Genomic DNA, 4177 nt, shown 5'->3' on the forward strand with positions numbered 1-4177 from the left:
CAGGGCCGGGCCGGGCGGGCGCCGTCCGGCCCGACGATGGTGACCGGGGTGAAGGACTGCGCGGGTCCGGACTGCGCCGCGGCGTCGGCCACCGTGCAGATGATCTGGTCGGCCGCGTTCGCCGACAGCGCGAGCGCGGCGCCCGTCACCGTGACCGTGAGGCCGTCCCGTCCGCCCGTCACCACTGCCGACGAGGCCCCCTCGGGGCCGGGTGGCACCTGCGCCGGAGGGTCCGGAAAGAGACCGGCCGGCACCTCGGAGGTGAACCCGTGGCCGCGTTCCTGCTCGTCCGGACCGGCCGTGAGGATGGCCAGCGCCACGTCGGGCGGAGGGTCCACCTTGAGCCCGCGGACGACCGGCGCGAGCCGCCCGTGCCAGAGCAGGTAGAGCCGGGCGCCCTGGGACGCGCCGCTCTGCGCGGGACGGCCCGTGATGACCGCACTGGGCCGGACGCCGCAGCCCGCCACGAGCAGCGTGAGCAGGAGCCCGCCGGCGAGCAGGGTCCGGGTCAGCACGCGACGGCGGGTCATCGGGCTCCCTCCTCGCCGGCCGCCGCGACCCGGGGCAGCCGGAGCGTGAACACCGCGCCACCGCGCGTGCCGTTGCCGGCCACGAGACTCCCCCGCTGCCGGGCGTTGCGGTGCAGGCGTGCGTTCTCCCACGCGATGGCGAGGCCGAGGCCGCTGCCCTCGGATCGGGTCCGCGCGGTGTCCGCCTTGTAGAAGCGGTCGAAGACGTGCGGCAGCACCTCCCGGTCCAGTCCGGGCCCCTCGTCGCTGACCTCGACGGTGAGCCAGCCCTCGTCCGCGCGCAGGCGCAGGGACACCGGCTCGGCGCCGTGCCGGAATGCGTTGGCCACCAGGTTCGCGACGATCACGTCCAGCCGACGGGGGTCCAGCCGGGCGGCGATGCCCGGCGGCAGGTCGGTCCGGACCCGGCCGACCCAACCCCGCAGCCGCAGGGTCGCGGTCACCGCCGCGGCAACGTCGACGTCGTCGAGGGCGAGCCGCGCCGTGCCCGAGTCGAACCTGCTGACCTCGATGAGGTCGTTGACCAGGTGGGTGAGGCTCTGCGTCTCCTGGCTGACGAGCCGCGCGGCCCGGCCGGCGTCCCCGGGCAGCCGGTCGGCCTCCTCGTCCAGCACGTCGGTGACCGCCGTCATCGCGGCCAGCGGCGTGCGGAGTTCGTGTGACACGTCGGCCACGAAGCGCCGCGCGTCGGCCTCCATCCGGCGCAGTTCACCGACCTGGCGCTCCAGGGTCGCCGCGGTGTCGTTGAAGGTCCGGGCCACGTCGGCCAGCTCGTCGGCGCCCCGGACCGACAGCCGGGTGGTCAGATCACCCTCGCCGAGCCGGCGCGCCGCCCGGCCCAGGTCGCGTATCGGGCGCAGCACGCCCCGGGCGGCCAGCAGGGCCAGCAGGACCGCGAGGACCAGGGAGAGCCCGCCGGTCAGCCAGGCCAGCGTGGCGAGCCGGTCGATGCTCCGCTGCTCGGAGGCCAGGCTGTGCACCGAGTAGACCTCCAGCCCGGACGGCACGGACGAGCCGTTGCTGCGCTCGAGCCCCAACTGGGTGCCGATGAGCAGCACGGGTTGTCCGTCGAACGAGACGCGTTGCCAGGCGATCGAGCCGTCACCGACCGCTTGGCGCAGCTCCGGGGTGAGCAGGTCGGGTGCCTCGCTGCCCTGCGCCTGCATGTCCCGGTAGCGGACCACCGCGTACCCCTCCCGGTCGGAGAGGCGCTCGGCCAAGGTGTCGAGGTCGTCCTGGGTGGGCGGGAGCTGGCGCAGCGGGTAGACCTTGGCGAGCTGGTCGGTCAGCGACAGCACCGCGGCGTCCTGCGCCTGCTGCAGGATGACGGTCCGGGCCTGGAAGTAGCTGCCGCTGGCCACGACCGCCGTGGTGGTGACCCCCAGCAGGGCGAAGGCCAGCAGCAGCCGGACCCGGAGGCCGACGGCCCAGCGCCACGGTGTCACAGCGGCCCGAACCGGTACCCGAAGCCGCGCACGGTCTGGATGAACACCGGCGCGGACGAGTCGTCCTCGATCTTGGCGCGAAGCCGCTGGACGCAGGCGTCCACGAGCCGCGAGTCGCCGAGGTATCCGTGCTCCCACACGGCCTCCAGCAACTGCTGCCGGCTCAGCACCTGACCCGGCGTGTGCGAGAGTTCGAGCAGCAGGCGCAACTCCGTGGGGGCGAGGCCGACCGGCGTCCCGCCCTTGCTGACCACCAGCGCGGCCCGGTCGATGCTCAGGGCCCCGTACTGTTCCAGGCCGGAACGCTCGGCGGTGGCGCGCCGCGACGCGCTGCGGCGCAGCACCGCGCGGATACGCGCCTCGAGCACGCGAGCCTGCACCGGCTTGACCACGTAGTCGTCGGCCCCCGCCTCCAGGCCCGCGACCACGTCCATGTCGTCGTTGCGGGCGGTCAGCATGATGATCGGCAGGTCGCCCAGCTGGCGAATCCGACGGCAGACCTCGAACCCGTCCATCCCGGGCAGCATCAGGTCGAGCACCACGACGTCGGACGAGCCCGCGCGCAGCCGCTCCAGCCCCAGCTCGCCGGTGGCCACGGCCTCCACCGTGTGCCCCTGTCGCGTCAGCGCCAGCTGCAGTCCGTCGCGCACCGTCTGGTGATCTTCGATCAGCAGGACCTGGGACATGTCACCAAGTATCGCATCATGAATGTGTTTAGCCTTTCATCGATCGATCCGGCGGCGGGGTGAAGTCCACCGACCGCACCAGCCACACCACCAACCCCACGGCCAGCATCGTCGACCCGGCCACCGCCAGGATGGCGACCAGCGCCCCGCGGGGCACCGCGGCACTCAGCCCGGGCAGCACCACCAGGAGCACCCACCCCAGCCCGACCAGGCCGATCGCCGCCTCGGCGAGACCACGCCAGGCCGCACCGCCGGCCGTGCGGACGGCGTCCGGAGCCCTCGGCCCGGCGGCACCGGGCCGTCCGGCCAACCCGGCCGCAGCCAGGCAGAACAGCGCCACCCCCAGCAGCACGCCGCCGAGCGCGTCGCTGAACCGGTGCCAGCCCGCGAGCATGGTGGCGGCCGCGACCACCGTGACCCCCGCCGCACCCGGCAGTGCCAGCCAGCGGCGCGCACGGGCGGGCAGGACCAGCATGAACGACAGCAGCAGGGTCGTCGCCACCGCCACGTGACCACTCGGAAAGCTGTTGTGGATGCTCGAACTCTCGACCTGGAGATCCGGGCGTGACAGCGCCGACTTGACCGCCCCGGCGACCACCACCGCACCGAGGACCATGCCCACGCCCACGAGCGCGGCCACCAGTCGCCGCCCGAGGAGACCCAGCAGCAGCACCGCGCCGAGCAGCGCCGCCAGCAGCGCCGGGTCACCGAACGCGGCCAGCACGCTGCGGGCCGGACCGAGCAGGGTGCTCTGCTGCGCGTACCCCCCGCCGCGCTCGGCGCGGGGCAGGAGCAGCCCGTCCAGCCACTGACCGGGGTACGTCCGGACGAACAGCGCGCCGGTGAGGCCGAGGGCGAGCAGGGCTCCGACGCCGGCGCCGAGCAGCCGCAGGCTGGGGGCCAGGGCCGCGTGGGTGGCGGGCAGCGGTCGCGGCGGGCCGGGTGTCGACCGCCCGATGGAGTACGACGATCCGATGGACATGGTGGTCATGCTCGACCCGGCAGGTCCGGGCGCCGTCCGCGGATTGTCTTCGTTCTGTCACAGTTTCCGCGCGACCGCGGAAAACCTCGGGCAGCACGCCGGGCAAAACCGACCAAGTCGGCTCTAACGACTCCGGCGTTTCCCGAGGCAACCATTCACATGCTTACATGCAACTATGTTTAACCCAGCCGAGACGCGCCACCACTAAGGTCAAGACGCTGACCGATCAATAAATCGATCGACGATGCAAAAAAACCATCCGGAGCACGTTGGGGAACCGGAAGGGGTTGGGGGAAATGCGCGGAATTCCGGTCGCCTCCCTGGTCATCGGCCTCGATCCGTCAGAGGGTATTGATCCCTTGGTACGGCTTTCGGCTTGACCGTTTTGTCCTTTATGGTGTGAGGTGTGTGCGTCGTCTGTCACGACGGTGTGCCGGGTCTCCGATTCCCGGGGTGCGGCCCTTTCCGGCTCGCTGGGATGGTTGTTGCTGGTCAGGTGGGTGTGGGTAGGGCGTTCAGGCGTTGCCAGCAGAG

Annotated in this window: 4 protein-coding genes; all 4 read right to left on the minus strand. The window is 72.6% G+C overall.

The window, feature by feature from the left end; all coding sequences use genetic code 11:
* The coding region (locus F8271_RS30140; RefSeq protein WP_151493193.1) for a hypothetical protein at positions 1-530 on the minus strand (530 nt) is incomplete at its 3' end.
* The gene (locus F8271_RS30145) at positions 527-1975 is read right to left on the minus strand and encodes a HAMP domain-containing sensor histidine kinase (RefSeq protein ID WP_151493194.1); all 1449 of its coding nucleotides are present in this window, start codon (positions 1973-1975) and stop codon (positions 527-529) included. The genes F8271_RS30145 and F8271_RS30140, both read right to left, overlap by 4 nt.
* Complete coding sequence (locus F8271_RS30150; RefSeq protein ID WP_151493195.1) at positions 1972-2661, minus strand: response regulator transcription factor; 690 nt, start codon at positions 2659-2661, stop codon at positions 1972-1974. The genes F8271_RS30145 and F8271_RS30150 overlap by 4 nt, the downstream gene beginning before the upstream one ends.
* Positions 2662-2689: 28 nt before the next feature.
* Positions 2690-3643, minus strand: a complete 954-nt coding sequence (locus F8271_RS30155; protein WP_192580525.1) for a phosphatase PAP2 family protein — start codon at positions 3641-3643, stop codon at positions 2690-2692.
* Positions 3644-4177: the final 534 nt, after the last annotated feature.

It is taken from the genome of Micromonospora sp. ALFpr18c, from assembly GCF_008868155.1.
GTDB lineage: Bacteria > Actinomycetota > Actinomycetes > Mycobacteriales > Micromonosporaceae > Micromonospora.